Consider the following 23854-nt stretch of genomic DNA (forward strand, 5'->3'; position numbering starts at 1 on the left):
ATGTTTTAATGTAAAATAAGATGGAACTTTCGTAAGAAGATCATATAAAGTGAATAATAGTAAATCAGACATGAACGGTAATGAGAGGATTTGAGAGAAATGAAGCTACACGAGCTACTTGAGTATTTGCAACCGCTCCATCCTTATAAGGTAGAAAATCCGGAGATTACTTCAATTGAGAATGATAACCGGAAGGTGCAAAACGGGAGCTTATTTATTTGTATTAAAGGCTACACTGTGGATGGTCACGACTATGCAGAATCGGCGGTTAAAAATGGTGCAGCAGCCATATTGGCTGAACGTCCGTTAAATATAAATGTGCCTGTGATTATTGTAAATGATACAACAAGAGCAATGGCAGTGCTCGCGGATGCCTTTTATGAGCAGCCAACGAAAAATCTTAAACTGATTGGGATTACAGGTACGAACGGAAAAACAACCACTAGTCATCTAATAGAAAAAATTTTTGCTGATGCAGGAAAAAGAACGGGCCTGATTGGCACAATGTATACAAAAATAGCTGACAAAACAATTGAAACCAAAAACACAACCCCAGAAAGTCTGACCCTTCAAAAAACCTTTAAACAAATGGTCGATGCGGGTGTCGATTTGGCTGTCATGGAGGTCTCTTCACATGCCCTAGACTTAGGAAGGGTGCATGGTTGTGATTATGATGTTGCTGTTTTCACGAATCTAACACAAGACCATCTGGATTACCATAAAACGATGGAAGAATATAAACGAGCGAAAGGCTTATTATTTTCTCAGTTAGGTAATACCTTTGATAAAGAAAAACCTAAATTTGCAGTATTAAATGCAGATGATCCTGCCTCTGAGATGTATAGCCGTTCTACCGCGGCCCATGTCGTTACATACGGTATTGACCAAAAGGCTGATATCATGGCCGAAAATATTCAAATGACCCCCAAGGGTACAACTTTTAATCTGGTAATCGATGATGGTGTTAATTATCCAATAAATATGCAGTTAATAGGTAAATTCAGTGTTTATAATGTGTTGGCAAGTATCACGGCTGCATTCGTCTCAGGGATGGAAATAAACGATATTATCCGGTCCATTGAGAGTATTGAAGGGGTTGCAGGAAGATTTGAACTTGTTAATGAGGGCCAAGATTTTACTGTCATTGTTGATTACGCCCACACGCCAGATAGTTTAGAAAATGTTCTAAAAACTATTAAACACTTTGCGGAAAAAAGAGTGTTTGTTATAGTGGGCTGCGGTGGAGACAGGGATAGAACGAAACGCCCGCTGATGGCTCAGATTGCCTGCAAATATGCATCGGATCCGATTCTTACCTCGGATAACCCAAGAAGTGAAGATCCTTTAGAAATATTAAGGGAAATGGAATCGGGTGTCCAAGGGAAAACTTATCAGGTTATTGCAGATCGAAAAGAGGCTATTTATGATGCAGTCCAACAGGCTTCAGCTGGGGATGTCATTTTAATTGCCGGAAAAGGTCATGAAACGTATCAAATCATTGGAAATGTTGTTTATGATTTTGATGACCGGCTTGTGGCTAGGGACGCAATTAAGGGGAGATAGATATGTTTTTAGCTTTAAAGGATCTATCAAGAATGTTTCAAGATAAGCAAGGAATTCAGGATGAGATGGTGTTTTATACGGTCGCAGATCGTGCCGATGCCGTTCAGCCAAAGGGGCTATTTATTCCTATACAGGAGGAATCTGGGGAACTGCTTGAAGCAATCGCGAATGGAGCGATTGCAGCCATTTGGGATAAGGAAAAGATGATTCCGCATTATAAACCCAGTCATTTCCCTATTTTCTTTACAGATGATTTAGCGGAAGCACTCAAAGACATAACAACAAAATATAAAGAAAAATTAGATGGAGAAACGAATAGACACATGAAGATAACAAACTTTAAATTGACAAATAAGAAACTTCTTAATAAAAAAAATCAATCATATGATATAGCTGGTCTAGTAGATCAGCTCAACACTAAAAAAGAGGGGGGGGAATAAAATGAAAGAGCAAGTTATTTTTTTCACAATACTCATGGGCTTTCTTATATCGGTTTTACTGTCTCCGATTTTTATTCCTTTCTTGAGAAGATTGAAATTTGGACAAAGCATCCGGGAAGAAGGTCCTAAATCACACCAAAAAAAATCAGGAACACCAACAATGGGTGGCGTCATGATTTTATTTTCCATCATCATTTCCACATTGGTTATGATTGGTAAATACTCAGAGGAAATACCGGTTACAGCATTTTTACTGTTATTTGTGACCTTTGGGTTTGGTCTGCTTGGATTTTTGGATGATTTCATTAAGGTTGTTTTAAAAAGGAACTTAGGATTAACATCAAAACAAAAGCTCCTAGGTCAAATTATCATTTCTGTTATTTTTTATTTAATTTATAAACATACGGGGCAATCAACAGAAATAAAGCTTCCTTTTGGTGACTACTCCTTTGATTTAGGGTGGTCATTCGTGTTGTTAGTCATTTTTTGGCTGGTTGGATTCTCTAATGCCGTTAATTTAACAGATGGACTCGACGGATTGGTGTCAGGCACCGCAGCCATTGCATTTGGGGCATTTGCCGTTTTAGCATGGAATCAAAATCAATTTGAAATTGCTGTTTTTTCTGTGGCTGTAGTGGGGGCTGTGTTAGGGTTTTTAGTATTTAACGCCCATCCAGCTAAAGTTTTTATGGGTGATACAGGGTCGCTGGCACTCGGTGGTGCTATTGCTGCTATTGCCATTCTAACTAAACTTGAGCTTTTGCTGATTATTATTGGCGGTGTTTTTGTGATCGAGACATTATCTGTAATTTTACAGGTGGCATCCTTTAAGACGACGGGGAAACGGATTTTCCGCATGAGTCCATTACACCATCATTATGAATTAGTTGGATGGTCTGAGTGGCGGGTTGTTGTTACATTTTGGAGTGTAGGTCTAATATTCGCGATACTAGGTATCTATATTGAGGTGTGGTTATAAGTGAAACAGATTAAAACATATCGTCATAAAAAAATTCTTGTCCTTGGTTTAGCTAAAAGCGGTGTTACGGCAGCCGCCCTGTTACATAAGCTTGGAGCATTTGTTACAGTTAATGATATGAAGCCATTATCAGAAAACCCAGAGGCTCAAGGATTATTAGAGCAAGGAATAAAAGTAATCTGTGGTGAACATCCGATCGAACTTCTTGATGAAGGGTTTGAACTAATTGTAAAAAATCCAGGCATTCCTTACTCTAATCCAATGATTGAGGGAGCCTTGGAAAAAGGTATTCCCGTTATTACGGAAGTGGAACTTGCCTACGAAATATCTGAAGCCCCATTTATAGGGATTACGGGTACAAATGGGAAGACAACCACAACAACACTAGTATTTGAAATGCTGAATGCAGGGAAGAAGCAGCCATTAATTGCTGGAAATATCGGTACGGTTGCTTCTGGTGTTGCTCAAGAAGCAACGGAAGATCATACTATTGTAATCGAATTATCTTCGTTTCAATTAATGGGGATCACCAATTTCAATCCTAAAATAGCTATCATTACTAATATTTATGATGCCCATTTGGACTATCATGGATCAAGAAAAGAATACATCGCTGCAAAGGCAAACATTACGAAAAATCAGACTGAACTGGAGTATTTAATTATTAATGCCGATCAAGAAGAAACCATGGAAATCGCTCGAAACTCGAAAGCCAGTATCATTCCTTTTTCTACAAAGAAGGAATTGACAGAAGGTGCGTTTATCCGCAACGGCTGGATTATGTTTAATCAGGAAAAGGTAATGGAAATCAGTGAGATTGCCTTACCAGGTGAACACAATTTAGAAAATATCTTGTCCTCAATGGCTGCTGCTAAATTATCAGGCGTAGAAAATGCGGCCATTCAACAAGTACTCCAAACCTTTACTGGTGTCAGGCACCGTTTGCAATTTGTTGATAATGTTAACGGCAGAAAGGTGTACAACGATTCAAAAGCAACTAATATGTTAGCAACCATCAAAGCGTTGTCAGCATTTAAGGGACCGGTCATTTTACTTGCTGGCGGGTTGGATCGAGGCAATGAGTTTGACAATCTGCTGCCATATCTGCAGCATGTAAAAGCGTTGGTTACATTTGGCCAAACGGCTGCAAAGATTGAACGTGTTGCTAATCTTGCCGGAATAAAATCTATTAGTCGTGTCGATAATGTTGAAAAGGCCGTGCCAGAAGCATATCGATACTCCGAACCAGGTGACGTCATTCTATTATCTCCCGCTTGTGCGAGTTGGGACCAATATAAAAGTTTTGAAGTTCGAGGAGACATTTTTATCGAAGCGGTGCATAAGCTTAAGTAAGGGCTTGTCCTTCGAAAAGCTTCATCGCCCTTTGGGCGCTGAAGCTAGACAATTATCTAAGGTTAACTTTTGATAGTGCGGAGCCCTAAAACTCGTAGTTGAGGTGGATAGAGGTGCCGACAAAGAGAACAACTCCTGATTTTATTTTAATGATTGTAACATTTACACTGCTGGCAATCGGGCTCATTATGGTATACAGCGCAAGTGCAGTCTGGGCTGAATATAAATTCCAAGATTCCTTTTTCTTTGCAAAAAGGCAAACCCTTTTTGCAGGAGTTGGAATTGCAGCCATGTTTTTTATTATGAATATCAATTACTGGACATGGAGAACTTGGGCTAAGACCATTTTAATTGTCTGTTTTGTCCTATTGGTCCTCGTTTTAATTCCAGGGATTGGGAATGTGCGGAACGGGTCTAGGAGCTGGATCGGAGTAGGTGCTTTTTCTATTCAGCCCTCAGAATTTATGAAATTGGCAATGATTGCTTTTTTAGCCAAATATCTTTCTGAGCGGCAAAAGTTAATTACCTCATTTAAGAAAGGGCTCATCCCTTCTTTAGGTCTTGCATTTATTGCCTTTGCAATGATTATGTTGCAGCCAGACTTAGGTACTGGAACTGTCATGATGGGTACATGTGTAGTGATGATTTTCATCGCTGGAGCACGAATTAGCCATTTTGCCTTCCTTGGGCTTATCGGTGTAGCAGGTTTTATTGGGCTAATCGCTTCAGCACCCTACAGGATTAAACGGATCACTTCGTTTTTAGACCCATGGTCGGATCCACTAGGGAGCGGGTTTCAAATTATCCAGTCCCTTTATGCTATTGGACCAGGAGGATTATTTGGACTTGGGCTTGGCGAAAGCCGGCAAAAGTTTTTTTACTTGCCTGAACCGCAAACCGACTTTATTTTTGCCATTCTTTCCGAGGAACTAGGCTTTATTGGCGGCTCATTCATCTTGCTTTTATTTGCTCTATTATTATGGAGAGGAATACGGATCGCCTTGGGGGCGCCAGACCTTTACGGGAGCTTTCTCGCTGTTGGAATTATTGCCATGGTCGCCATTCAGGTAATGATTAATATTGGTGTTGTAACAGGACTAATGCCGGTAACAGGGATCACGTTACCTTTTTTAAGCTATGGAGGGTCCTCGTTAACTCTGATGCTAATGGCAATCGGTGTTCTCTTAAATATTAGCCGTTATTCCAGAATTTAAAAATGATGCCCTGTCCACTAACAGGGTTTTTTTATTTATTGGACCGCGAATAGAATAATGACTTAGTCAAATCTACAGGATTAGATTACATTTCCGTAACAATCTTTTTTCTTTCGCTTTTTTTCCTATGGTTTTATAGTAGAATGTGTTTAGCAACTTTTTAGAGGTGAGAAAATGAAAATAGTAGTAAGTGGGGGCGGGACTGGCGGACACATTTATCCGGCACTCGCATTAATCAGGGAGATACAGAAAGAAGACACAAGTGCAGAGTTTTTATATATCGGTACAATAAATGGTTTAGAAAGTAAATTAGTCCCTAGGGAGAATATCGCTTTTAAATCCATCCATATTACTGGTTTTAAAAGAAAGCTATCCTTTGAAAATGTTAAAACGATTTATCGATTTATAAAAGGTGTGAGGGATAGTAAAAAAATTATAAAAGAATTTAAGCCTGATGTTGTGATTGGTACAGGCGGATATGTTTGTGGTCCTGTTGTATATGCAGCTGCAAGCCTTAAAATTCCGACTATTATTCATGAACAGAATAGTGTGCCCGGGTTAACAAATAAATTTTTAAGCAGGTATGTAAATAAAATTGCGCTCTGTTTTGACGAAGCAAAGGACTACTTCCCTAAGGAAAAGATTGTTTTCACGGGAAATCCTCGTGCTTCTGAAGTGATGGGGAAGGATGGGATTAAGGGAAGGCTCTCCGCGGGACTTAGTACGTCTAAGCCGGCAGTCCTTATTTTTGGTGGCAGCCGTGGTGCACGACCAATCAATGAAGCAGTAGTAAAAGCACTTTCAGAACTGGCTGAAAAACCATATCAGATTCTTTATATTACTGGGGATGTCCATTTTGAGGCCGTTCATAAAGAAGTTGAACTTGTGGGGAATCCCAAAAATGTTATAATAAAGCCATTTATTCATAATATGCCAGAAGTTCTTGCCGGAATTGATTTAGTAGTTTCAAGAGCTGGAGCGACAACTCTGGCAGAAATTACTTCACTTGGAATTCCAAGTATCCTAGTGCCAAGCCCTTATGTGACCAATAATCACCAAGAGAAAAATGCTCGATCTTTGAGTGATCATGGTGCAGCAAAAATTTTACTTGAAAAGGATTTAAATAATAAAAGTCTCGTGGAACATATTGATCGAATCCTTTTAAATAAAGAAAATTTAAAAGAAATGAAATTAAAAGCTAAAAAGATGGGTGTTCCTGATTCAGCAAGCAGATTATATTCAGTTATGAAACAGCTTGTTAACACAAATCAGCGGTAGCCCAATTAAATCTTTAGCATAAACTAATAGAAAACGCATCTTGAAAAGTTAGGGTGGTAAATTTGGACGCAATTGTTGCGGAGTTACAAAACTTAAATATTGGCAAAGTGAAAAGAAATGAACCTCTTCTTCATCACACTACAATAAAAATAGGCGGGCCAGCGGATCTCTTTATTGAACCTTCCTCTGTAGAAAATTTGAAAACGGTTATGGGTGTGTTAGAAAAGCACCATATAAAGTGGCGGGCAATCGGCAGAGGTTCTAATCTTTTAGTCTCCGATAAAGGGATTGAAGGGGCGGTGATTAAACTCGGTTCTGGATTAGACCATCTCGAGATTAATGAAACTTTAGTAACAGTTGGAGGCGGCCACTCACTTGTTAGTCTTTCGACATTAATAAGTAAAAAAGGGCTGGCAGGTCTTGAATTTGCTAGTGGGATACCTGGGTCAGTCGGTGGAGCTGTTTATATGAATGCCGGCGCACATGGCTCAGATATTAGCAAAATATTAACAAAGGCACATATATTATTTGATGATGGGAAGTTAGAATGGCTTTCTAATGAAGAGATGGAGTTTTCGTATCGAACATCGATTTTACAGAAAACACGTCCAGGAATTGTTGTTGAAGCAATTTTTGAGCTTTCCCAAGGTGACCGCGCTGTTATTGTCTCTCAAATGCAAAAAAATAAAGATTATCGAAAAGTCACTCAACCATGGAATTTTCCTTGCGCGGGCAGCATTTTTCGAAATCCTCTTCCCAATTATGCTGGTAAATTAATTGAAGAGGCTGGACTAAAAGGATACAGTATTGGCGGCGCGAAAATTTCAGATATGCATGGAAATTTTATTGTTAATGCCGGAAATGCTACTGCTGAAAATGTTCTTTCGTTAATTCAGTATGTGAAGGATACAATCTACAATCAATATGAGATCAATCTGGAAACAGAGGTAGAAATTATCGGGCGAAAGTAAAAATTAACTGGGTAGTTCCCCTGCTTTAAAACTTACTTTTCTTGTAAGAAACCTCTTACGAATGACAAATATTGTGTTATAATTACTGATAATATTATAGGTGGAAGCTAGGAAGAAAATTAGAGACGGCATGAATTTTCGTGCCGTTATTTCTCTTTTACGGTTCCCATTCAGAATATAGTGGACAAGCTTATGGTTGTTATTTTAGGTAGTTTAAGAACCATTGTCCATTAACACACTGTCTAGTTCCAGCCCAAAAGCTTTAACGCTTTTCTTTTTTGGAGGAATATATGAATGGAAAAAGGTAAAATCGTTGCTCTGGAGGATCGTATTCCTAAGCTGAAGGAGCAAAGAAGGCGAAAAGCAAACAGACGGCTTGTACTCCTGCTAATTTTGTTTTTTACAATGATCATGATTGTGGCTTATTCCCAATCCCCATTAAGCCATGTGAGAACCATTACAGTAAAAGGGAATGAAGTATATTCCGAAACTGATGTAGTTAAAGCAAGCGGTATTACTAAAAAGACAAATATCTGGAAAATAAGAAAAAGTCAGATTACGTCAAATCTAAAAGATTTACCGGAAATTAAAAAAGCAGAGGTAAAGATTTATTGGCCAAATACCATTCAAATTCGTGTAAAAGAATTTAATAGAGTTGCCTATCTAAAAAATCAAACGATTTATTACCCAATTGTCGAAACCGGAAAAGTAATAAAAGACAGTAAGACGGAAATAATCCCAGTTAATTCTCCGATTCTTTTCGATTTCAAAGAAGGCAAAGTCCTTAATTTAATGGTAAAAGAGTTAGAAATTCTTCCAAGTGAAATTTTAAACTCCATTTCTGAAATTCATTATTCTCCTAAAAAAACTGACCAGTATCATATTTCCTTATTTATGAATGATGGCTTTGAGGTAAGTGCTACGCTAAGAAGTTTTTCAGATAAGATGGCTCATTATCCCTCCATCATTAGTCAACTGGATCCCAATAAAAAGGGAATTATTGACCTCGAAGTAGGTTCGTATTTTAAGGCATTTGAACCAGAAGTGGAGGAAAAAGAAGGTGAAACCGATAAAGGTGAAAGGTAAGCATTTCATCTTGTCCCTAGTTCTTCTTGTGTTAGGGTTTATGATCGCTATTTCCTATCACCTAACCCAAAAGCAACGACAAAATGAACCTCCTGGGTTATCTGGCAACCAATATGAGAAGACTCTTGGTCTAAGGAATCAACTAATAGCTCAGGAGGAGACTAATCGAAAACTTCAAAGGGAATTAAATCAAAAGCAAGATAAGGTGCTTAAAAATGAAAAAAATCTTGCTAAAGAAGCTCAAGTTTTCCATAATCTTGCTGAAGATGCCGAAAAATATCGTATGTTTTTAGGAAAGGTAAAGGTTAAAGGAAAAGGTATAAAGGTAACACTATCCGATGGTGCGTATGACCCTAAGGAAGAGAATGTTAACAACTACCTAGTACATGAACAGCATGTATTTAAAGTGGTAAATGAACTTTACATATCGGGTGCAGCAGCAGTTGCCATCAATGGTCAAAGATTGACAAGTCAATCGTATATTGTTTGTAATGGACCAGTTATTACCGTTGACGGGGTTCCCCATCCTGCGCCCTTTATTATTACGGCAATTGGCGAACCTGACGTTCTAATTTCTTCTTTAAATCTGTCAGGGGGAGTAAAAGACCAACTAGTCAATGATAATATTGTTTTTACACTTGAAAAGGATAATGAAATTATCTTAAATCCAATTTTAGGTAGCTAATCTATGTCCACAGGATGACGACATTAAAAGGTTAGGTGAAAAAAGTGGACAAGCCCAAATTAAATCTAAGTTTTACCTTAATCGCAACATTGGTTGGATTTATGATCGCCATTCAATTCCAAACAGTAAAAAAGCCAGTCGAAAGAGACACACGTGATGTTTGGCAGCTTCGGGAAGCCCTGCTGAATGAAAAAGAATTGCAATCTAACCTATTAAGTGAAATTCGTTCAAATGAAGAAAAACTAGCAGTTTATGAATCTAAGCGGAAACAAAGTAAAGAACAGACATTAAAAGATACACTGCAAGAATTGAAAATGGAGGCTGGGTTAACTGAGGTTTCTGGCCCAGGGATCATCTTAGAGATTGAACCGGTGATTGAGGATGTTCAAATGGGCGTTTCAATTACTAGGGTGGTATCACCAGAACTTCTAAAAAGGCTCCTGAATGAACTGAATATGTATGAAGCCAAATATGTATCAATTGATGGTCAAAGAACAATTAATACTACTGTCATAAGGGATATCAATGGGGAAACAAAAGTTGACGGGCACACCCTTAAAAGTTTGCCCATTGAAATTAAAGTGGGCGTCGATGATATGAGTACAGCTGATAAACTATCGAATAGGATGAAGGTCTCAAAAGCAAGAGATGAATTTTTTGCTGAAAGCTTAAGACTGAATGTTTCAGCCCCTAATGCTAATATAACGATTCCTGCTTATGATAATCCCATCCGTATCAAGTATATGGAGCCAATCAAAGAAGGGGGCGCTTCCTAATGTGGCTTCCGTTTATGGGGTTAGTTATTGGAATCATTTTGGGATTATTAACCGAAATCCGCATTCCAGAAGAATATTCCAATTATTTGTCGATTGCTGTACTTGCAGCCTTCGACACACTTTTTGGGGGAATCAGGGCCTATCTGCAAAACATTTATGATGAAAAAGTGTTTGTCTCAGGATTCTTTTTTAATATAATGCTTGCAGCAAGTTTAGCTTTTCTCGGTGTTCATCTTGGTGTAGACTTGTATTTAGCAGCAGTTTTCGCGTTTGGAGTCAGGTTGTTTCAAAATATTGCCGTTATTAGACGAATATTATTAACAAAATGGTCAACAAACAAAGAAAAAATAGAAAAAAGTTGATTTTTTTAAAGGGAAATATGTAGTTGTGACGAATAATTTTATTAGATATTACTTATGAAACTTATTGAACAAATGAATTGTTGTTCGACCTAAGGAGATTAAAAGGAGGTGCCAAAGAATGAACAGCAATGAAATATATGTTAGTCTTGACATCGGTACATCCAGTGTAAAAGTAATCATTGGTGAAATGGTCAATGAATCGGGTAAAGACTCGTTAAATATCATTGGCGTTGGCAATGTGAAATCTGAAGGCTTACGTAAAGGATCGATAGTAGATATGGATGACACCGTTCATTCTATTAAGCGGGCAATTGAACAGGCAGAACGAATGATTGGGATGGAGATCCGTGAAGTGGTTGTTGGAATATCCGGAAACAACATTATGCTCCAGAACTGTCACGGCATTGTTGCTGTTTCCAGCCAAAACCGCGAAATTACGAATGAGGATGTCATTCGTGTCATTGAAGCAGCGCATGTGGGATCTATTCCACCAGAAAGAGAAAATATCGGAGTAATTCGTAAGCAATTTATATTAGATGGTAAAGATGAAATTAATGATCCTCGAGGGATGATTGGTGTTCGATTAGAAATGGAAGGAACACTCATAACGGGATCTAAATCGACTATCATTAATACACTGCGATGTGTAGAACGGGCGGGTCTTGAAATATTAGATATCATTTTACAGCCATTGGCAGCGGGGGATTACGCCTTGTCAAAAGACGAGAAGAATCTTGGAGTTGCCCTTATTGATATTGGTGGTGGATCGACTACTATTGCTGTATTTGAAGAAGGATTTTTAAAGGCTACAAGTGTTATACCAGTTGGCGGAGATCTTCTAACAAATGATCTTTCTAAAGTCCTGCACACCTCTACAGAGGACGCTGAAAATATTAAGTTGAAATATGGACATGCATTCTATGATAATGCTTCAGAGGATGAATTTTTCAGTGTGCCAATAATTGGCAGTGACCAGCATCAACAATTTAATCAACTCTATGTATCTGAAATTATCGAGGCTAGAATGGAAGAAGTACTTGAATTGGTTGCAATGGAATTGAAACGCTTAGGTGTCAATGATTTACCTGGTGGTTTTGTTCTAACTGGCGGAACAGCCAAAATGCAAGGTGTTCTGGAGTTAGCACAGGATATGTTTCAAAATCCAGTTCGTATCGCCTCACCAGACTATATTGGTGTAAGAGAACCTCAATATACAACTGCGGTTGGCTTAATAAAATATGCTTACAAGAATGCTAGGTTACCTGGCGGTACGATCGGGTCAACTCAAGCAGTTTCAGAGCCAGTCGAAAAAAGAATGCCTAAACAACAACAATCTAAAACAAAAACAGAAAAACATCCGGAAGAAAAGATGTCAACAAAAGTAAAGAAATTCCTTGGTTACTTTTTCGAATAATCGAAAATGTTATCGATGAATTAGGAGGATTTGTCATGTTAGAATTTGATACAAATTTAGATTCTCTTGCAACAATAAAAGTAATTGGAGTTGGCGGCGGTGGTAATAACGCAGTCAACCGCATGATTGAACATGGCGTTCAAGGTGTCGAATTTATTGCTGTAAATACTGATGCCCAAGCATTAAATCTTTCTAAAGCAGAAGTAAAAATGCAAATTGGAGCAAAGCTGACTCGCGGACTTGGTGCAGGGGCTAATCCCGAAGTTGGAAAAAAGGCTGCAGAAGAAAGTAAGGAACAAATTGAAGAAGCTTTACGTGGGGCTGACATGGTTTTTGTTACTGCGGGTATGGGCGGCGGTACAGGTACTGGTGCTGCACCAGTAATCGCGCAAATTGCTCGTGACCTTGGTGCTTTAACCGTGGGTGTTGTCACACGTCCGTTTACTTTTGAAGGAAAAAAACGTTCCAATCAAGCTTCTGGTGGAATCGGATCAATGAAAGAAGCTGTCGATACACTGATTGTTATTCCAAATGACCGCTTATTAGAAATTGTTGATAAAAGTACACCAATGCTAGAAGCTTTCCGTGAAGCTGATAATGTCCTTCGTCAAGGTGTTCAAGGTATTTCTGATTTAATCGCAACACCTGGATTAATTAACTTAGACTTTGCTGACGTAAAAACTATTATGTCTAATAAAGGGTCTGCTTTAATGGGTATTGGGGTTGCAGCTGGTGAAAATCGCGCAACGGAAGCTGCTAAAAAAGCTATTAATTCTCCATTGCTTGAGACATCTATTGATGGGGCTCAAGGTGTGTTAATGAACATTACAGGTGGAGCTAACTTAAGTCTTTATGAAGTTCAAGAAGCTGCTGACATCGTAGCAACAGCAACCGACCAAGAAGTCAATATGATCTTTGGTTCCGTCATCAATGAAACATTGAAAGATGAAATCATTGTAACAGTAATTGCAACTGGCTTTAATGAAGAGGTAGTACAGCCAAAAGTAACTCGTCCGTCTTTCGGACAAGCGAAATCACCTGCTACCCCTGTAAAAAGAGAACATAAGCGTGAGGAAGTTCAGCAGGAACCAGTACGCAATACGAATACTTCACAAGAGGATGCATTAGATATTCCTACCTTCCTTCGTAATCGGAATCGGAGAAGATAACAACAATTTGCTATAAAGAAGGCCTAGTTCCAAAGGAACTAGGCCTTTTTATTATGGATATAGTAATAAGTATGACAAAATCCGTACTTTATAGTGGAAATTTCTGTTTTTTTGATTACAGAAAGTGACACACTTCCGCTAGTAAAGTAGGTTATACTTTTTCGTAAACAGAAGAATAGAATGATGAGGGTCGTTTCATTGTGAAATAAGGAGGAAGCTCACTTGACTGTATATGTAGATGTAATCTGGGCTCTTAATCTGTTATTTGATAGCCTTCTCCTTTATTTAACCGCTATTTTTCTAAAAAAAGGTATCCGTTTATGGAGGTTACTTGCAGGGGGATTTATTGGCTCGTTGATTATTTTATTATCGTTTACGCCATTAAATGTCTATTCAGCACATCCCATTTCAAAACTTATTTGTTCCATCTTTATGGTAGTTGTAGCTTTTGGCTACAAGCGGTTAACTTTCTTTTTCAAAGCATTAATGACACTCTATGTTTCTACTTTTTTAATTGGCGGGGCATTAATGGGAACCCATTATTTCATTCAATCTGATTTATTATTGTCAACAAAAGTTCTTATGTCTAGTGCAAAAGGGTTTGGCGATCCAATTAGCTGGCTTTTTATACTAATAGGTTTTCCGATTGCATGGCAATTCTCAAGAAAAAATGTAGAAAGTATGGAAATGACTAAAATCCAATTTGATCAAATAGTTAACGTTACGATTAAATTGGATGGAGAAATGATGAAATTTAAAGGATTAGTCGATAGTGGTAACCAACTATATGATCCATTATCAAAGCTGCCTGTCATGTTTGTCTCTCTGCATAATCGATTAGAGGGGATCTCAGAAGCGGTTAGACAGCTGGCACTTATCAATCCTGATTTGCTTATTACGGGTAGCCAGGACATGTCTGATGATTGGAAACACAAGATGCGGTTGGTACCTTATAAGGTAGTTGGTCAGGAGCATCAGCTCATTATTGCCATAAAACCTGATTCCATTTTAATTGAACACAAGGGTAGTCATTATACCTGTGAAAAGGGCCTTGTATCCTTCACCATGCAGCCCCTTTCTGCTGATGATGTTTTCCAATGTATTGTTCATCCGAAAATGCTGACAGGGTTTAAGCTAGAAGGAGACATAGTGCAGGTAAGTTAATATTACTATACTCGGGAAAAAGATATTTTAGAAGGAGGAACATACATGAAAAAATGGAAACTTCGCTTATCTTACTATTGGTATAAATTGTTAATGAAATTAGGACTTAAAACAGATGAAGTTTTTTATATTGGCGGAAGCGAAGCGCTGCCGCCTCCATTAAATAAAGATGAGGAAGAATTGTTATTAAAAAAACTTCCTGGCGGTGACAAGGCGGCGCGTTCCATTTTAATCGAACGAAATCTTCGGCTTGTTGTATATATTGCAAGAAAATTTGAAAATACAGGAATTAACATTGAAGATTTAATAAGTATTGGCACAATAGGCTTGATTAAAGCAGTAAATACTTTCAATCCAGAAAAGAAGATAAAACTTGCTACATATGCATCTAGATGCATTGAAAATGAGATCCTTATGTACTTAAGACGCAATAATAAAATAAGATCGGAAGTCTCGTTTGATGAACCGTTAAACATTGATTGGGATGGTAATGAATTGTTATTATCCGATGTACTAGGGACAGATGATGACATTATTACCAAGGATTTAGAGGCTAGTGTGGATAAAAAATTACTAACGAAAGCGTTGCATCAGCTTACAGATCGGGAAAAGCAAATTATGGAGCTTCGGTTCGGTCTTACAAATGGCGAGGAAAAGACACAAAAGGATGTCGCTGATATGCTTGGAATTTCCCAATCCTATATTTCAAGATTAGAAAAGAGAATCATTAAAAGATTAAGAAAAGAATTTAATAAAATGGTTTAGACCAGAAATTAGAAAATTTTTTCTACCAAAAAACCATGTTTTTCAAGATTTTAATGCACTTTTTTATATTTATGCACCTCTCCCTGGTTGGGGACAGGTGCATATTTTTCCTTCTCGGGGAGATACTGTTTTTTGTACAGCAACTCCTGTGAGGAGGGAAAAGGATTGACTCGAAATAAAGTTGAAATTTGCGGTGTTGATACATCAAAACTTCCTGTTTTAAAGAACGAAGAAATGAGAATACTCTTCAAGCAAATGCAAGAGGGCGATATATCTGCCCGGGAAAAGCTCGTCAACGGTAATCTGCGCCTCGTCTTAAGTGTCATTCAGCGTTTTAATAACCGTGGCGAATTTGTTGACGACCTGTTTCAGGTTGGCTGTATTGGACTAATGAAATCAATTGATAACTTCGATTTAGGTCAAAATGTAAAGTTTTCCACCTATGCAGTACCAATGATAATTGGCGAAATACGAAGGTACTTACGTGATAATAATCCAATTCGCGTATCTCGCTCCTTAAGAGATATCGCTTATAAGGCCCTGCAGGTAAGGGAGCGCTTAATGAGTGAAACCTCCAGGGAACCGACTGCGGAAGAAATCGCTAAGGTCTTAGAAGTACCACATGAGGAAATTGTCTTTGCACTTGATGCGATTCAAGATCCAGTCTCGCTTTTTGAACCTATCTATAATGATGGCGGCGATCCAATTTATGTAATGGATCAATTAAGTGATGAAAAGAATAAGGATATTCACTGGATCGAGGAAATTGCTCTAAAGGAAGGTATGCGAAGATTAAATGAACGTGAAAAACTAATTTTGCGAAAGCGATTTTTTCAAGGAAAAACACAAATGGAAGTGGCAGATGAAATTGGCATCTCCCAAGCCCAGGTTTCACGACTTGAAAAAGCAGCCATAAGACAAATGAATAAAAACATCCAAAGTTAAAGCTGTCCTATAGGGCAGCTTTATTTTTTTTAAAGATAAAATAGGGGATACCATCATATAGTGGTAATAGTAACGTAATTGGGAGTGGTGGATGTGATGAAGATTTCTGAGTTTCAGATAAAAGATGTTGTCAATGTATCAGATGGTAAACGGCTTGGTAATATTGGGGATATTGAAATTAATTTAACAACAGGGAAAATCGAAGCGGTTGTCATTTCAGGCAATGGCAGGGTCCTGGGTTTTTTTGGGAAAGATGAGGAAATCGTTATACCTTGGAAGAATATATTAAAAATTGGCCAAGATGTCATTTTGGTAAGATACAAAGGCAGTACAGAACACATAGCGGAACATACAGAAGTTTGACAAATGCTAATTGCAGTGACCAATAATTCATTTCATGGTAAACTATAGAAAAACATAAGAGGTAATGATATGGAACCTTTTGTTGTAAAAAATGAGTCCTTTCTACAAATTGAGAAATGGGTCAAGCAATTTCCACAGTTAATTGCCGGGTTTACTACAAAAAATGGCGGTGTAAGTAAAAATGACTACGCTTCGCTCAACCTTGGGTATCATGTAGGGGATGAGTTGGCATGTGTTTGTGCCAACAGAGAAAAACTAGCTGAAAAGCTTAAATTTCCACTTAGTAATTGGGTCGGAGCAGAACAAATACATGATACGGTACTGAAAAAAATTAATAAAGCAGATGGCGGAAAAGGGTCTAATTCTTATGAGGATTCTTTTAAGGGCACAGATGGATTTTATACGAATGAAGAGGGAGTCCTATTAACACTTTGCTTTGCTGACTGTGTCCCTCTTTTTTTTATTGCACCAGAGAAAAAAATGATCGGTATCGCTCACGCAGGCTGGAAGGGAACGGTTGGACAAATTGCTCAGCAGATGATTTCAGCTTGGGGCAGGGAAGGAATTAAACCTGAACAAATTTTTGTCGCAATTGGACCGTCCATTTGTGAAAAATGTTATATTGTAGATGATCATGTTATAAACTTAGTAGAAAAATCACTAGTAGATGTCGATAAAAAGCCATATAATTTAGTAACAGAAGGGCAATACTCGTTAAATTTACAGGAACTAAATAGGCATATTCTTCTTACCTCTGGGGTACCTGATAACCATATCCTTCAAACGGGTCTTTGTTCTAGCTGTAATCATGAGGAATTTTTCTCGCATCGGCGTGATCATGGAAAAACAGGAAGAATGCTTAGCTTTATTGGCTGGAAGGAGACTGCGGATCTATTATGAGAGTAGCAGAAAAACTTGCAAAGATTAATCAACAAATTAGTGAGGCATGTCGTAAAGTACATCGTAATGTCGAAGAAGTGAAATTGATTGCCGTTACAAAATATGTAAGCACTGAACGGGCTATGGAAGCACTTGAGGCGGGTATAAACGATTTAGGTGAAAATCGGGATGACGCACTTTTGAAAAAGTGGGAAGTTTTAAGGGACAAGCCTACATGGCACTATATTGGAACACTTCAAACCCGTAAGGTGAAAAATATCGTAAATATTGTAGAATATATACATTCATTAGATCGCTTGTCACTTGCTGAAGAAATCAATAAGCGAGCAGATCATAAGATAAAATGTCTTGTTCAGGTCAATGTCTCTGGTGAAGAATCCAAGCACGGTCTTACTCCTGAAGAAGCAAAGACCTTTATTGAATCTCTTCGTCCATTGGAAAATATAAGCGTTGAAGGTTTAATGACAATGGCACCACTTACGAATAATGAAGAAATTATTCGGAACTGTTTTCAAAAACTAAGAAAGCTTCGCAATCAAGTTCAAGCACTAAATTTAGAGTTTGCTCCGTGTACTGAGTTGTCAATGGGAATGTCAAACGATTTCGCCATTGCAATTGAGGAAGGAGCAACCATGATTAGAATAGGCACAGCACTTGTTGGTGAAGATGGTTAGGAGAGAAAATGATGACGATAAAATCAAAATTAAAAACATTTTTCTTTTTAGACGATGAATATGATGATAGTAATGATGAGGTACGTGAGGCAGTTGAACCAGTGAAACAGAAACAGCAGCACCAAAAAAGTCAAAATGTTGTCAGTCTGCAGACGATCCAAAAAAGTTCAAACACGACAAATTCGTCTAAATCGTCAAAGGTCATATTAGTAGAGCCCCGGTCCTATGGTGAGGCAACAGAGATTGCTGATCAATTAAAAAATCGCCGTGCTGTTGTCGTAAACTTGCAGCGAATTGAGTATGAACAAGGCAGACAAATTGTCGATTTTTTAAGTGGAGTAGTTTATGCACTTGGCGGTGACATTCAAAAAATTGGCTTAAGCATCTTTTTATGTACCCCGGATAATGTGGAGGTGTCTGGAAATATATCAGATCTCATTCCAGACCATGAAAATCAAAATACAAGGTGGTAATGTAAATGGCTTTTGTTTTTAATCTTTTACAACGGCTTATTGAGATCTATTCTTGGGCATTGATTATTTATATATTAATGTCATGGTTTCCCAATGCAAGAGGGACTTCTATAGGGCAATTTTTGGCTAGAATTTGTGAACCTTATTTAGAGCCATTTAGAAAAATTATTCCACCAATTGGGATGATGGATATCTCACCAATTGTTGCCTTTTTAGTTCTGAACTTCGCAAGCAAAGGTTTACGTAGTGTTTATCTTTGGCTTCTATAAGAAATTATCTATTAGGTTGTGTATTTCTCTATGAACATCTATCAGCATTTTAGGCCGGAAGAACGGGAATTTATTGATCAGGTCTTACATTGGAAGGACCAAGTTGAGTCCCAATATACCGCAAAATTAACTGACTTTCTTGATCCAAGAGAACAACATATTTTAAAAATGTTAATTGGTGAAAGTGGCGATATTGCCTTTAAACTTTTTGGAGGAAGTTTAGGTGCAGAACGACAACGGGCATTTATATATCCTGATTATTTGACTGCCAATAGTGAAGACTTCCAAATTAGTTTATTTGAGATTGATTATCCGCGGAAATTTGTCACAATTGAACACCGGCAGGTCTTAGGGACTCTTATGTCCTTAGGGTTAAAACGTGGTAAATTTGGTGACATTCTCATAAAGGATGATCAAATTCAATTTTTTGCTGCAAAGGAAATTAGTAACTATATAAAAACAAATATTGAATCTATTGGCCGGGCAGGAGTAAAGTTAGTTGAAAGTACTATTGAAAAGGCAATGGTGACTAGTGAATTATGGGATGAAAGTGATTTAACCATTTCCTCTTTACGACTTGATACAATTATTTCAGGGATCTATCATATTTCTCGACAAAAATCTCTAACCTTAATTCAGCATGGGCTGGTTAAGGTCAACTGGGCGATAATTGAAAATCCAGCTTTTCTCTGCGACCTTGGCGACATGATATCGGTAAGAGGGCAAGGAAGAGCCAAGATTACAGGAATTGATGGAAAAACAAAAAAAGACAAATGGCGGATAAGTGTCGGAAAACAAAAATAATTGCTAACAAAGCAGGATTTTCGAAAAACTTGTCGAATATTTGCTTATACATATGGATTTACAGATTGTATGGAGGTGGCATGAATGCCGTTAACGCCGTTAGATATTCATAATAAAGAGTTTAATAAGGGTTTTCGTGGGTATGATGAGGATGAAGTAAATGAATTTCTTGATCAGGTGATTAAGGATTATGAACTCGTACTTAGAGAAAAGAAAGATTTAGAAGAGCGCCTGAACGATATGAATGAACGTCTAGGTCATTTTGTAAATATTGAAGAAACTTTAAACAAATCCATCATCATTGCTCAAGAAGCGGGTGAGGATGTAAAACGGAATGCCCAAAAGGAAGCTAAACTTATTATTAAAGAAGCAGAGAAAAATGCGGACCGAATTGTCAATGAGTCTCTTTCTAAGGCAAGAAAAATTGCCCTTGAAATTGAAGATTTAAAGAAACAGTCAAAAGTATTCCGTACACGGTTCAAAATGTTGATTGAAGCCCAACTCGATATGTTGAACACTGACGATTGGGATCATTTATTAGAGTATGAAGTCGATGCAACTGAGTTAAAAATTCATCAAGAAGAAGACTCACTAGCTTGACGAAGTACGTTTTATTAGCATATAATTCTTAGATAGTTGTATAGAATGGAAATTGACGATGACAGGGACAGTACAATTTTTCTTTTTCCTTTAATAGCGAGCCGGGGATGGTGAAAGCCCGGTAAAGTGGAAAAATTGGAAAATCACCCTCGAGTTCCAGACCGAAACTCTGTGATAAGAGTAGTAGGCTCAGGCGTGTTATTCACGTTACGAATGTTTAAAGAGGATAGTACTTTTCGGTATTATCTATCAGGGTGGTACCGCGGGAATAAAACCTTCTCGTCCCTTTTTTGGGATGAGAGGGTTTTTTTATTTGGAAAAATGACCATTCTGTTCAATATAAATGAGTTGGAGGAAGAAGACATGGAATTTAAAGAAACATTATTAATGCCAAAAACGGAATTTCCAATGCGAGGCAACCTTCCCCAGAGAGAACCTGAAATTCAGGCAAAATGGGAAGAAATGAATATTTATCAAAAGGTACAAGAACGAACAAAAGGTCGTCCGATGTTTATATTACATGATGGTCCTCCATATGCAAACGGGGATATTCATATGGGTCATGCTCTTAACAAGATTTTAAAGGATATGATTGTTCGTTATAAGTCGATGAGCGGCTACCATGCACCCTATGTTCCTGGTTGGGATACTCACGGATTGCCGATTGAACAGGCTTTAACAAATAAAGGTGTGAAAAGGAAAGAAATGTCGGTAGCGGAATTCCGTGAACTCTGTACTAAATATGCACTGGAACAAATTGATAATCAGCGCACACAGTTTAAACGTCTAGGCGTTCGGGGCGATTGGGAAAATCCGTATATTACACTTAAGCCTGAGTACGAGGCGCAACAAATTAAAGTATTTGGTGAGATGGCGAAAAAAGGATATATTTACAAGGGTAAAAAGCCTGTTTATTGGTCTCCATCAAGTGAGTCTGCCTTGGCTGAAGCTGAAATTGAATATCAAGATAAAAAGTCTGCATCGATCTATGTAGCTTTTAAAGTAAAAGATGGCAAGGGTGTACTGGATACAGAAACTGAAATTGTCATCTGGACAACAACTCCATGGACGATTCCTGCCAACCTTGGAATTTCTGTACATCCTGATTTAACCTATGTAGTTGTTTCAGAGAATGGCCATAAGTACCTTGTGGCTGAAGCACTGCTAGAAGCCGTAACGAAAGAAATTGGCTGGGAGAGTCCAACAGTCGTACAAAAAGTAAAAGGATCGGAATTAGAATATATTGTTGCTGCCCATCCATTATATGGCCGTGATTCATTAGTCATGTTGGGCGAACATGTTACCACTGATGCGGGTACTGGTTGTGTGCATACCGCTCCAGGTCATGGTGAAGATGATTTCTATGTAGGTCAAAAATATGGTTTGGATGTCCTTTGTCCGGTTGATGATAAAGGGGTAATGACGAGCGAGGCAGAAGGTTTTGAAGGATTATTTTATGATAAAGCCAACAAGCCGATTGCTGAAGCATTAGAAAATGCGGGTGCTTTATTAAAGTTATCGTTCATTACTCACTCTTATCCACACGATTGGAGAACAAAGAAACCAGTTATTTTCCGTGCGACAGCCCAATGGTTTGCATCCATTAAAGATTTCCGTGATGATCTATTAGAAGCTGTAAAAGAAACAAAATGGGTACCTGCTTGGGGTGAAACTCGATTATTTAATATGGTCCGTGACCGTGGTGATTGGTGTATTTCACGTCAACGTGTATGGGGTGTGCCAATCCCAGTATTCTATGCTGAAAATGGTGAAGAAATTATTACAGATGAAACCATCAATCATATTTCTAACCTTTTCCGTGATCATGGCTCAAATATTTGGTTTGAACGTGAAGCGAAGGATCTACTTCCAGAAGGCTTTACACATCCGGGAAGTCCAAACGGTACCTTTACGAAAGAAACGGACATTATGGATGTTTGGTTTGATTCTGGTTCTTCCCATCAGGCTGTCCTTCTTGAGAGAGAAGACTTAGTCCGTCCAGCTGACCTTTATTTGGAAGGTTCTGACCAATATCGCGGCTGGTTTAACTCTTCTTTATCTACTGCTGTAGCGGTAACTGGGAAAGCACCATACAAAGGGGTCTTAAGTCATGGGTTTGCCCTTGATGGTGAAGGAAGAAAGATGAGTAAATCTTTAGGTAATACGGTAGTTCCAGCAAAAGTAATGAATCAGCTGGGTGCAGATATTTTACGCCTTTGGGTTGCATCTGTTGATTATCAAGCAGATGTGCGTGTTTCAGATCCTATTTTAAAACAGGTGGCTGAAGTTTACCGGAAAATCCGTAATACCTTCCGTTTCCTACTCGGAAACTTAGCGGATTTTGATCCGGAGGTAAATAAAGTTGCTTACGAAAACCTTCGTGAAGTTGATCAATTTATGCTTGTTAAATTAAACAAATTAATCAAATATGTTCGAAATGCTTACGAGAATTATGAATTTGCTGGTATTTATCACGCTGTCAATAATTTCTGCACCCTAGATTTAAGTGCATTTTATCTAGATTTTGCTAAAGACGTTCTTTATATTGAAGCAGCAGATAACCATGAACGCCGTGCTATTCAGACTGTTTTATATGAATCATTACTTTCATTAACAAAATTAGTTTCCCCTATTCTCTCACATACGGCTGATGAAGTTTGGAAGTTTATCCCTGCTGTTCAAGAGGAAAGTGTTCAGCTTACCGATCTTCCTGAATATCAAGAACTTCCAGGTGCGAAGGAGTTAGAAGAGAAGTGGAATGCTTTCATGACGCTTCGTGATGATGTGTTAAAAGCACTTGAGGAAGCTCGTAATCAAAAGGTTATCGGGAAATCATTAAACGCCAAGGTTACTCTATATGTTAATGATCAATCAAGAACATTACTTGATTCCATTAAAGAAAACATGAAGCAATTGTTTATCGTATCAGGATTCGAGGTTGCAGGGTCTTATGATCAAGCTCCGGAAAGTGCTCTTAAATTAGAGACGGCGGCCATTGTCGTATCGAAAGCTGAAGGTGAAACATGTGAACGTTGTTGGATCGTTACACCTGAAGTCGGTCAAGATCCAGACCATGAAACCCTTTGCCCACGTTGTGCAGAAGTGGTAAAAGAAAACTACTCTCATTTAGCATAAAATAAAGCCCTAAGCAGTTATTTGCTTGGGGCTTTATTCATATTTTTCCTTTTTCGTTAATTGTTGTTGAGGTTGTCAATTGTTTTACCGTGTTAGGTAATCACCGGCGGAGATAATAAGACAAATAAGAACAACGGAGGTAACAACTATGAATGCCATGCAGGAAAAGCTGTTTTTAGAACTCCGTCAAACAAAGGAAGAAATCGAAAATTCACTAAAGTATAAACAAAAGCAAATTTGGTTAAAAACTATTTTAGAGGAAGAACTGAAGGATGTAAAAAGTGCAATTCAAAAGTTTGAAAATGGAAATTTTGGTCAATGTGAAATATCAGGTGAGTTTTTTTCGGATGAATTGTTAAAAATGATTCCAACCATAAAGTCCATGAAGGATTCAAATAACTTAGAATCCTTTTATAAAAAACCGATAGCCGCTTCTTTTTTATAATGTTACGTTGTCGTATCGCGGGGAAGT

At 38.1% G+C, this 23854-nt stretch carries 25 protein-coding genes and 1 other annotated feature; all 25 genes read left to right on the plus strand.

The features are described from left to right. The first annotated feature begins 99 nt into the window (after positions 1 to 99). The 25 genes from AC4E8C_RS07775 (at position 100) to AC4E8C_RS07895 (ending at position 23827) form a co-directional block, all read left to right on the plus strand. A complete protein-coding gene (locus tag AC4E8C_RS07775) occupies positions 100 to 1563 on the plus strand; it encodes a UDP-N-acetylmuramoyl-L-alanyl-D-glutamate--2,6-diaminopimelate ligase (RefSeq protein ID WP_490211545.1) in 1464 nt (487 codons plus the stop codon). A 2-nt stretch (positions 1564 to 1565) separates the two neighbouring features. Beyond that, on the plus strand, positions 1566 to 2003 hold the full coding sequence (locus tag AC4E8C_RS07780) for a hypothetical protein (RefSeq protein ID WP_490211546.1): 438 nt from the start codon (positions 1566 to 1568) through the stop codon (positions 2001 to 2003). A 1-nt stretch (position 2004) separates the two neighbouring features. Then, entirely contained in the window at positions 2005 to 2982 is a 978-nt protein-coding gene (gene mraY / locus AC4E8C_RS07785; RefSeq protein WP_490211547.1) for a phospho-N-acetylmuramoyl-pentapeptide-transferase, read from the plus strand. Further along, complete coding sequence (gene murD, locus AC4E8C_RS07790) at positions 2983 to 4335, plus strand: UDP-N-acetylmuramoyl-L-alanine--D-glutamate ligase (protein WP_490211548.1); 1353 nt, start codon at positions 2983 to 2985, stop codon at positions 4333 to 4335. A gap of 149 nt (positions 4336 to 4484) precedes the next feature. After that, positions 4485 to 5549: a stage V sporulation protein E gene (gene spoVE, locus AC4E8C_RS07795; RefSeq protein ID WP_490212497.1), complete on the plus strand. Its 1065-nt coding sequence runs from the start codon at positions 4485 to 4487 to the stop codon at positions 5547 to 5549. Between the two features lie 174 nt (positions 5550 to 5723). Next, a complete protein-coding gene (murG, locus tag AC4E8C_RS07800) occupies positions 5724 to 6827 on the plus strand; it encodes an undecaprenyldiphospho-muramoylpentapeptide beta-N-acetylglucosaminyltransferase (RefSeq protein WP_490211549.1) in 1104 nt (367 codons plus the stop codon). 62 nt (positions 6828 to 6889) lie between these two features. Next, a complete protein-coding gene (gene murB, locus AC4E8C_RS07805) occupies positions 6890 to 7798 on the plus strand; it encodes a UDP-N-acetylmuramate dehydrogenase (protein ID WP_490211550.1) in 909 nt (302 codons plus the stop codon). Between the two features lie 294 nt (positions 7799 to 8092). Further along, complete coding sequence (locus AC4E8C_RS07810) at positions 8093 to 8884, plus strand: cell division protein FtsQ/DivIB (RefSeq protein WP_490211551.1); 792 nt, start codon at positions 8093 to 8095, stop codon at positions 8882 to 8884. Then, entirely contained in the window at positions 8859 to 9569 is a 711-nt protein-coding gene (locus AC4E8C_RS07815; RefSeq protein ID WP_490211552.1) for a DUF881 domain-containing protein, read from the plus strand. Before AC4E8C_RS07810 ends, AC4E8C_RS07815 begins: the two co-directional genes overlap by 26 nt. 44 nt (positions 9570 to 9613) lie before the next feature. After that, positions 9614 to 10345 carry a DUF881 domain-containing protein gene (locus tag AC4E8C_RS07820; RefSeq protein WP_490211553.1) on the plus strand — a complete coding sequence of 244 codons (732 nt, stop codon included), beginning with the start codon at positions 9614 to 9616 and terminating at the stop codon, positions 10343 to 10345. After that, entirely contained in the window at positions 10345 to 10707 is a 363-nt protein-coding gene (locus tag AC4E8C_RS07825) for a small basic family protein (RefSeq protein WP_488328736.1), read from the plus strand. The genes AC4E8C_RS07820 and AC4E8C_RS07825 overlap by 1 nt, the downstream gene beginning before the upstream one ends. Positions 10708 to 10825: 118 nt before the next feature. Continuing rightward, the gene (ftsA, locus tag AC4E8C_RS07830; RefSeq protein WP_490211554.1) at positions 10826 to 12121 is read left to right on the plus strand and encodes a cell division protein FtsA; all 1296 of its coding nucleotides are present in this window, start codon (positions 10826 to 10828) and stop codon (positions 12119 to 12121) included. Positions 12122 to 12156: 35 nt separating this feature from the next. Next, positions 12157 to 13290, plus strand: coding sequence for a cell division protein FtsZ (ftsZ, locus tag AC4E8C_RS07835; RefSeq protein WP_490211555.1), 1134 nt, complete (start codon positions 12157 to 12159; stop codon positions 13288 to 13290). A 222-nt stretch (positions 13291 to 13512) separates the two neighbouring features. Continuing rightward, positions 13513 to 14454: a sigma-E processing peptidase SpoIIGA gene (gene spoIIGA / locus AC4E8C_RS07840; protein ID WP_490211556.1), complete on the plus strand. Its 942-nt coding sequence runs from the start codon at positions 13513 to 13515 to the stop codon at positions 14452 to 14454. Positions 14455 to 14499: 45 nt separating this feature from the next. Continuing rightward, positions 14500 to 15219 carry an RNA polymerase sporulation sigma factor SigE gene (gene sigE / locus AC4E8C_RS07845; protein ID WP_490211557.1) on the plus strand — a complete coding sequence of 240 codons (720 nt, stop codon included), beginning with the start codon at positions 14500 to 14502 and terminating at the stop codon, positions 15217 to 15219. A 165-nt stretch (positions 15220 to 15384) separates the two neighbouring features. Next, positions 15385 to 16164: an RNA polymerase sporulation sigma factor SigG gene (gene sigG, locus AC4E8C_RS07850; protein WP_040204876.1), complete on the plus strand. Its 780-nt coding sequence runs from the start codon at positions 15385 to 15387 to the stop codon at positions 16162 to 16164. A 93-nt stretch (positions 16165 to 16257) separates the two neighbouring features. After that, positions 16258 to 16527 (plus strand): YlmC/YmxH family sporulation protein, encoded by a 270-nt coding sequence (locus AC4E8C_RS07855; protein ID WP_490211558.1) that lies wholly within the window; start codon positions 16258 to 16260, stop codon positions 16525 to 16527. 69 nt (positions 16528 to 16596) lie between these two features. Continuing rightward, positions 16597 to 17427 (plus strand): peptidoglycan editing factor PgeF, encoded by an 831-nt coding sequence (gene pgeF, locus AC4E8C_RS07860; RefSeq protein WP_490211559.1) that lies wholly within the window; start codon positions 16597 to 16599, stop codon positions 17425 to 17427. After that, positions 17424 to 18101 carry a YggS family pyridoxal phosphate-dependent enzyme gene (locus AC4E8C_RS07865; protein WP_490211560.1) on the plus strand — a complete coding sequence of 226 codons (678 nt, stop codon included), beginning with the start codon at positions 17424 to 17426 and terminating at the stop codon, positions 18099 to 18101. Before pgeF ends, AC4E8C_RS07865 begins: the two co-directional genes overlap by 4 nt. A gap of 11 nt (positions 18102 to 18112) precedes the next feature. Then, on the plus strand, positions 18113 to 18574 hold the full coding sequence (locus AC4E8C_RS07870; protein ID WP_490212498.1) for a cell division protein SepF: 462 nt from the start codon (positions 18113 to 18115) through the stop codon (positions 18572 to 18574). Positions 18575 to 18579: 5 nt separating this feature from the next. Then, entirely contained in the window at positions 18580 to 18843 is a 264-nt protein-coding gene (locus tag AC4E8C_RS07875) for a YggT family protein (protein WP_490211561.1), read from the plus strand. Between the two features lie 30 nt (positions 18844 to 18873). After that, entirely contained in the window at positions 18874 to 19647 is a 774-nt protein-coding gene (locus tag AC4E8C_RS07880; RefSeq protein WP_490211562.1) for a YlmH family RNA-binding protein, read from the plus strand. Between the two features lie 84 nt (positions 19648 to 19731). Next, complete coding sequence (locus tag AC4E8C_RS07885; RefSeq protein ID WP_490211563.1) at positions 19732 to 20247, plus strand: DivIVA domain-containing protein; 516 nt, start codon at positions 19732 to 19734, stop codon at positions 20245 to 20247. Between the two features lie 49 nt (positions 20248 to 20296). Next, positions 20297 to 20537, plus strand: a binding site (T-box leader). A 73-nt stretch (positions 20538 to 20610) separates the two neighbouring features. Beyond that, a complete protein-coding gene (gene ileS / locus AC4E8C_RS07890) occupies positions 20611 to 23382 on the plus strand; it encodes an isoleucine--tRNA ligase (RefSeq protein ID WP_490211564.1) in 2772 nt (923 codons plus the stop codon). 148 nt (positions 23383 to 23530) lie between these two features. Next, entirely contained in the window at positions 23531 to 23827 is a 297-nt protein-coding gene (locus AC4E8C_RS07895; protein WP_490211565.1) for a hypothetical protein, read from the plus strand. The last annotated feature ends 27 nt before the right edge of the window (positions 23828 to 23854 follow it).

Source organism: Neobacillus sp. SRL179 (assembly GCF_984799095.1).

What these genes read in the sequence shown, in the direction of transcription:
- pgeF (WP_490211559.1), top strand. Translation starts at nt 16,597, where the DNA reads ATGGAACCTTTTGTTGTAAAAAATGAGTCCTTTCTACAAATTGAGAAA.
- AC4E8C_RS07865 (WP_490211560.1), top strand. Translation starts at nt 17,424, where the DNA reads ATGAGAGTAGCAGAAAAACTTGCAAAGATTAATCAACAAATTAGTGAG.
- mraY (WP_490211547.1), top strand. Translation starts at nt 2,005, where the DNA reads ATGAAAGAGCAAGTTATTTTTTTCACAATACTCATGGGCTTTCTTATA.
- AC4E8C_RS07780 (WP_490211546.1), top strand. Translation starts at nt 1,566, where the DNA reads ATGTTTTTAGCTTTAAAGGATCTATCAAGAATGTTTCAAGATAAGCAA.
- AC4E8C_RS07825 (WP_488328736.1), top strand. Translation starts at nt 10,345, where the DNA reads ATGTGGCTTCCGTTTATGGGGTTAGTTATTGGAATCATTTTGGGATTA.
- AC4E8C_RS07895 (WP_490211565.1), top strand. Translation starts at nt 23,531, where the DNA reads ATGAATGCCATGCAGGAAAAGCTGTTTTTAGAACTCCGTCAAACAAAG.
- AC4E8C_RS07880 (WP_490211562.1), top strand. Translation starts at nt 18,874, where the DNA reads ATGAACATCTATCAGCATTTTAGGCCGGAAGAACGGGAATTTATTGAT.
- ftsZ (WP_490211555.1), top strand. Translation starts at nt 12,157, where the DNA reads ATGTTAGAATTTGATACAAATTTAGATTCTCTTGCAACAATAAAAGTA.
- ileS (WP_490211564.1), top strand. Translation starts at nt 20,611, where the DNA reads ATGGAATTTAAAGAAACATTATTAATGCCAAAAACGGAATTTCCAATG.
- AC4E8C_RS07885 (WP_490211563.1), top strand. Translation starts at nt 19,732, where the DNA reads ATGCCGTTAACGCCGTTAGATATTCATAATAAAGAGTTTAATAAGGGT.
- murG (WP_490211549.1), top strand. Translation starts at nt 5,724, where the DNA reads ATGAAAATAGTAGTAAGTGGGGGCGGGACTGGCGGACACATTTATCCG.
- spoVE (WP_490212497.1), top strand. Translation starts at nt 4,485, where the DNA reads ATGATTGTAACATTTACACTGCTGGCAATCGGGCTCATTATGGTATAC.
- ftsA (WP_490211554.1), top strand. Translation starts at nt 10,826, where the DNA reads ATGAACAGCAATGAAATATATGTTAGTCTTGACATCGGTACATCCAGT.
- AC4E8C_RS07875 (WP_490211561.1), top strand. Translation starts at nt 18,580, where the DNA reads ATGGCTTTTGTTTTTAATCTTTTACAACGGCTTATTGAGATCTATTCT.
- AC4E8C_RS07810 (WP_490211551.1), top strand. Translation starts at nt 8,093, where the DNA reads ATGGAAAAAGGTAAAATCGTTGCTCTGGAGGATCGTATTCCTAAGCTG.
- sigE (WP_490211557.1), top strand. Translation starts at nt 14,500, where the DNA reads ATGAAAAAATGGAAACTTCGCTTATCTTACTATTGGTATAAATTGTTA.
- AC4E8C_RS07775 (WP_490211545.1), top strand. Translation starts at nt 100, where the DNA reads ATGAAGCTACACGAGCTACTTGAGTATTTGCAACCGCTCCATCCTTAT.
- AC4E8C_RS07870 (WP_490212498.1), top strand. Translation starts at nt 18,113, where the DNA reads ATGACGATAAAATCAAAATTAAAAACATTTTTCTTTTTAGACGATGAA.